General features: G+C 61.8%; 5 protein-coding genes and 1 pseudogene. All 6 read left to right on the top strand.

What is annotated here, in order from left to right:
• A partial coding sequence (locus tag AC1DRP_RS35620; RefSeq protein WP_476771022.1) for an IS481 family transposase occupies window positions 1-924 on the top strand: 924 nt, incomplete at its 5' end.
• A gap of 256 nt (window positions 925-1,180) precedes the next feature.
• On the top strand, window positions 1,181-2,476 hold the full coding sequence (locus AC1DRP_RS35615; RefSeq protein WP_441491013.1) for an NRAMP family divalent metal transporter: 1,296 nt from the start codon (window positions 1,181-1,183) through the stop codon (window positions 2,474-2,476).
• A gap of 6 nt (window positions 2,477-2,482) precedes the next feature.
• Window positions 2,483-3,361, top strand: a pseudogene (locus AC1DRP_RS35610) (MFS transporter); the annotation flags it as partial.
• 94 nt (window positions 3,362-3,455) lie between these two features.
• Complete coding sequence (locus AC1DRP_RS35605) at window positions 3,456-3,758, top strand: hypothetical protein (RefSeq protein ID WP_476771021.1); 303 nt, start codon at window positions 3,456-3,458, stop codon at window positions 3,756-3,758.
• Between the two features lie 42 nt (window positions 3,759-3,800).
• Window positions 3,801-4,853 (top strand): glycosyltransferase family 4 protein, encoded by a 1,053-nt coding sequence (locus tag AC1DRP_RS35600; RefSeq protein WP_441507755.1) that lies wholly within the window; start codon window positions 3,801-3,803, stop codon window positions 4,851-4,853.
• 62 nt (window positions 4,854-4,915) lie between these two features.
• Window positions 4,916-5,928 (top strand): glycogen debranching N-terminal domain-containing protein (locus AC1DRP_RS35595; protein ID WP_476771020.1); only part of this gene is annotated, 1,013 nt, incomplete at its 3' end.

Below are 5,928 nucleotides of genomic sequence, written 5' to 3'. Positions count from 1 at the left end.
ACGCAGTTGGGTCGAGAGCGGATCGTGCGCATGGCGGCGGCAGGCACGGCCTCTGGCGTGATCGCCAAGGCGGCCCGCGTCAGCCTCAAGACCGTCCATAAATGGATCGCCCGCTTCGCCGCCGAGGGCATGGCCGGGCTGGCGGACCGCTCGTCGCGTCCGCGCCGGCTGCATCGCCCGACGCCGGCAGGCCAGGTCGAGCAGATCATCGCRCTGCGGCGCCAGCGGCTGAGCGGCMAGGCCATCGCCAAGCAGGCTCAGGTCTCGCCGGCCACGGTGAGCCGGATCCTGCGRCGRGCGCGGCTGAGCCGGATGCGCGACCTCGACCCGGCCGAGCCGGCGCGCCGCTACGAGCGCGCTCGCCCSGGCGAACTGATCCATCTCGACATCAAGAAGCTCAACCGGTTCAGGGAGCCGGGGCATCGCGTCACCGGGGATCGCAGCGCCGGCCGCAGCGTCGGGGCGGGCTGGGAGTTCGCCCATGTCTGCATCGACGATGCCTCCCGGCTCGCCTTCGTCGAGATCAAGCCGGACGAGACGGCGCTCAGCGCGGTCGCCTTCCTCAGGGCCGCCGTCGCCTATTACAAAGGCCTCGGCGTCTCCGTCGCGCGCGTCATGACCGACAACGGCCCCTGCTACAAAGCCCATGCCTTCCGCCACGCCTGCCGCGAGCTCGGCCTGCGCCAGATCAGGACCAGGCCCTACACSCCCAGGACCAACGGCAAGGCCGAACGCTTCATCCAGACGGCGCTMCGCGAATGGGCCTATGCCAGACCCTATCCCCACTCAGATCGCAGAGCCGAAGAGCTGCCGCGCTGGCTCCATCATTACAACTGGCATCGCCCCCACGGCGGGATCCAGGCCAATACCCCCATCAGCAGACTCGCTCTCGACGAGGACAACCTGTTGACGCTCCACATCTAGCAGGGCAACGCTCGCCGCGCGGCGACAATGCTTGTCGGGAATCTTGGCCCTGGCGCGCGGATTGTCGGTTCAACGCGCCTTCGGCTTAGCCGGACACGCCAGGAACCATTTGGCGCGGTCATCCCCACATGGATGACCTCAGATCGGGAACGATCTCTGGCTGCAATCCGATCGTCGCGTAAGTCTCCGGCAGATTATTGGGAACATCGCGGCATCTCGCCACTTATGGAGGAAAGGCCGCAGGAGCCGGACGACAATGGCTGACGCGCATGGATTTCGCAGGCCTGTCGTGGAGCCCAGCAAGCCGCGGCTCCTGCATGTTCTGGGCCCCGGGCTGATCACTGGCGCATCTGATGACGATCCAAGCGGGATCGCGACCTATTCCCAGACCGGGGCGCAGTTCGGCTATATGACGACCTGGACGCTCGTCTTTTCCTATCCTTTGATGAGTGCCATTCAAATCATCAGTGCCCGGCTGGGACGCACCACAGGACATGGGATCGCAGGAAATCTGCGTCGGCATTATCCCGATTGGCTGGTCTATGGCGGCGTAACCCTGCTTCTTGTTGCAAACATCATCAATATTGGAGCGGACATCGGTGCGATGGCAGATGCCTTGCGCCTGCTCGTGGCTGGTCCGCAGCTCGTCTATGTCATTATATTTGGAATTGCTTGCATCCTTATGCAGGTTCTACTGGAATACAAACGTTATGTCAGTGTGTTGAAATGGCTGACGATCGCCCTTTTCGCTTATGTCGGAACCCTGTTTTTTGTAAAGATCGATTGGTTGGAATTGGGGCGGAGTCTTATACTTCCAAGCATATCTTTAAGGGCTGATTATTTGACTGCAATCGTCGCGATACTGGGCACGACGATCAGCCCTTATCTGTTCTTTTGGCAGGCCTCCCAGGAGGTCGAGGATATCATGGCGAATCCGAAGCGCGAACCGCTCAAGGAGGCGCCCCGGCAAGCCGATGACGCCAAGGCGCGCATACGGCTCGATACTTTTGTGGGTATGGGATTTTCGAATGTCATCGCGCTGGCAATCATGGTCACGGCCGCAGCCACGCTGCATGCCAATGGCGTGACGGACATTGAAAGCTCTTCGCAAGCTGCGGAAGCATTGAAACCCGTCGCTGGCGTCTTTGCCGAAGGACTTTTCGCGCTTGGCATTGTTGGGACCGGCCTGTTGGCCGTCCCCGTTCTCGGCGGATCAGCAGCCTATGCCGTCGGCGAAACGCTGCGCTGGCCGACGGGGCTCGATCGCAAGCCGAAGCATGCGAAGGCGTTCTACGTCACAATTGCGGTGGCAACCCTTTGCGGAGTGGCGTTGAATCTGACGCCGATCAATCCGATCAAGGCGCTCTACTGGAGCGCCGTCATCAACGGCATCGTGGCCGTTCCGATCATGGTGCTGATGATGGTGATGGCAACCCAGCCACGGGTGATGGGCGTACAAACGATCGGCCGTGGACTGACCTTCTTTGGTTGGCTTTCGACCGCTGTGATGGCCGTCACCGCCATTGGAATGGTGGCTACCAGCCTCCTGTAGCACGGCGTGCACAGGGCGAAACGCGCGGACAACACGTCTGCAATCGCGGCAGCGGCCTGGCACACTGGCGGTAAGGAGCGTTGGGCATCTCTCCAAGGCTCCCTCTGCCGGCTTCGGCATATCGCTTCAAACCGCAGCGCCGCCGGGGGGCGCCCTGTGGACGACGCAGTCATCGACATCTGGGTGGGAAACCACGGCGAGGTTTCAGTGTCGCATCGGCTCAGCCTGGACTGGTTGAACTTCCTGTTGGCGGATTTGCGTGGGGGCCTTGGGCCCTATGTCAACGTGTTCCTCCTGACGGATGTCGGGTGGGATCAAGCGACGATCGGGGCGCTCCTGACCGTAAGCGGGCTGATCGGCATTGCCTTTCACGCCCCGATCGGCGCCTTGATCGATGCCACGCGGGCCAAGCGGGCCCTCATAGTCGGCGGGGCCTGGGCCCTGGCGACGCTGGGCGCTGCCATTGYGACGGTCCCGACACTCGCCGTTGTCTTCGTCGCGGACGTCAGCATGGCGCTGCTGGGGGCCGTCTTTGCACCGACGATTGCGGCGATCACGGTGGGAATGTTCGGGCCGCGCGGCATTGCCCGGCAACTTGGGCGCAATGCCGCGTATGACCGCATCGGCAATGTGTTCATTGCTGCACTTGCTGCGCTGATCGGCACCCATTTCGGGCAACGCGGCGTCTTCTACATGCTTCCGCTGTTCGCAGGATTGGCGACGATTGCCGCGCTTTCGATTCCCGCGAGCGCGATCGACCATCGATTGGCCCGCGGTCTCGAAGGACCGAGCCGCGACCGGGGCGGTCCCTATGCATGGCGACGGCTGTTTGCCGAGCGGCCCTTTGCGGTGCTCGCGATCGGAGCTGCATTGTTCCATTTCGCCAATGCGCCGATGCTGGCCCTTGCGAGCCAGAAGCTTGCCTTGGAGGCCAAGGGCTTCGAGACGGCCGTGACGTCCGCGGCGATCATCCGCAGGTATGTTCGAAGTTTTTCTCCCGCTTATTCTTTATGGTGCCGTCCGTGGCAGCGGTCGTTACAATATGGCTCGCGGGATCATCGGCACGATTCAGGGCATTGGCGGTGCGTCGAGCTATGTGTTTGCCGGCAGTCTCGTGGTCTGGGCCGGATACAGCGTTGCCTTTGCCGTGCTGTCCGCAGTGGGGCTGGTCGCGCTTATCCTGATGGTGATGGCAATGCCGGAAACGGTCCCCCGGATCCAGGCCGGGCAGGCTGCCGGCGGTCAAGGCGTCCGAACTTTTCCGCCCGACCGGAGTTGCTAGCTCGCCGTCCCGGCAGGCGTCAGCGGCGTTTGGAGAAATCGGATGCGGATTGCGCAAGTTGCACCGCTGGCCGAGTCGGTTCCGCCGAGACTGTATGGCGGGACGGAGCGGGTCGCGTCCTGGCTCACCGAAGAGCTCGTTCGGCAAGGACATCAGGTCACTCTGTTCGCATCGGCCGATTCAACGACGTCCGCCGAGCTTGTCGCTTGCGCACCGCAGGGCTTGCGACTTGCGGGCATTCGCGATCACACCGCGAGCCATCTTGCGATGCTTGCGAAGGTCCGGGCGCGTGCGGCTTCCTTCGACATTATTCATTTCCATCTCGATCTGCTGCAGCATGCCTTGTTCACGGATCTCGCGCACAAATGCGTGACGACGCTGCATGGCCGCTTGGACCTGCCCGATTTTCTCCCGGTCTATGAGGCCTTCCCCCAGATGCCGCTGATATCGATTTCCGATTGCCAACGGAAACCGATGCCGGCAACTGCGAATTGGCTGGCGACCGTCCATCACGGATTGGGTCCGGGCCTTTGCCCGTTCGACGCGCGGGGAGGGGCGTATCTGGCCTTCCTCGGGCGCATCACGCCGGAGAAGCGACCGGATCGGGCGATCGAGATCGCCAAGCGTGCCGGCATGCCGCTCAAGATCGCGGCGAAGGTCGATCCGGTTGATGAGGAGTATTTCAGGACCCGAATCTTGCCGCTGCTCGATCATCCCTCAATCGAGTTCATCGGGGAAATCGACGAGGCGCAGAAATCTGCGTTCCTCGGCGGAGCCTGTGCCCTTCTGTTTCCGATCGATTGGCCAGAGCCGTTCGGGCTTGTGATGATCGAAGCGATGGCGGCGGGAACGCCGGTTATCGCTTGGCGCAACGGTTCCGTGCCTGAAGTCGTAAGGGATGGCGTATCCGGGATCCTCGTCGACTCCATCGCTGAAGCCGTTGCCGCTGCAAAGCATAGCGTTGCCATGGATCGCTTCCAGGTCCGGCGGTATTTCGAAGGCCATTTCACCGCCGCCCGGATGGCGACCGACTATCTCGACGCCTTCGATCACCTGCTGCGTTCGCCAGGGCACACCCGAAGGGCCGCAGAATAGACGCAGAACCATGACCCAATCCGCACGGACCTGCCTGATCTCCAGCGAGGAGGAGCAGTGGGATGAATGAGCACAGCGTCGCCGCAGGCGAGCGCCAGATCCCGCCTCTGCAGGAACAACTGGCCGAGCACGCCCTCGATGCCCACCCGTCGCTCGTAGAGCGCCCATTGCGCACACTGAAGGCGGGCGATGCGTTCGCTGTTCTCGACAGCTATGGCGACCTGGGCATCACCCCCGACACGTCGGAGGGGCTATTCTGCAACGACACCAGGCACCTTTCGCGGCTGCAACTCTTCTTCGAAGGCAAGCGTCCACTCCTTCTCAGCTCGGTCATCCAGGACGACAATGCTTCCTTGACCGTCGATCTGGCCAATCCTGAGATTGCCCGGAATGATGGCACGACCATCATTCCGCGCGATGCGATCGCCATCGAGCGGACAAAATTTCTCTGGAACTCCGTTTGCTATGAGCGTGTCGGATTGCGCAATTTCGACCGTGTTCCGCACGATTTCAAGATTTCCTTGTCTTTCGCGGCAGATTTCCGGGATCTCTTCGAAGTCAGGGGTATGAAACGCGCGCATCGCGGCGAAGTCGACGTCCTCATGTCTTCGCAGATTGCGCGTTTCCTCTATCGCGGCCTCGACGACAGGGTGCGCAGAACCGTTCTTCGATTCGAGCCTGAACCTGTTCAATTGACCAGGGACTTTGCGTCATTTCAATTTTCGCTCAAGCCAGGCGAGCGAACGTCGCTCCTTATCGCCATCGCCTGCGACGTGCTTGACGCACCCAATCGAGACATTCGTTCCGGAGAGGACGCCCCCGGCGCCCCACCTCAGGGCTTTGCCAAGGCCTACCAGGACGCTCGCCGAGACCTGCGCGCTCTGACTTCCAATATTGCCAAGGTAGAGTCTACGAATACACTCTTTTCAGATCTTATCTATCGCTCGACATCGGATCTTTACACGCTCATGACMCGGAGCGCCGACGGAGTTTACCCCTATGCTGGCATTCCGTGGTTTTCGACGATGTTCGGGCGCGACGGCATTATCACGGCAATGATGTTGCTATGGACGAC

The sequence above is a fragment of the Allobosea sp. 01N443 genome, from assembly GCF_056399325.1.
This window is presented reverse-complemented; position numbering and strand designations above follow the sequence as displayed.

Coding starts and splice junctions, on each gene's coding strand:
- AC1DRP_RS35605 (WP_476771021.1), top strand. CDS start 3,456: ATGTTCGAAGTTTTTCTCCCGCTTATTCTTTATGGTGCCGTCCGTGGC.
- AC1DRP_RS35600 (WP_441507755.1), top strand. CDS start 3,801: ATGCGGATTGCGCAAGTTGCACCGCTGGCCGAGTCGGTTCCGCCGAGA.
- AC1DRP_RS35615 (WP_441491013.1), top strand. CDS start 1,181: ATGGCTGACGCGCATGGATTTCGCAGGCCTGTCGTGGAGCCCAGCAAG.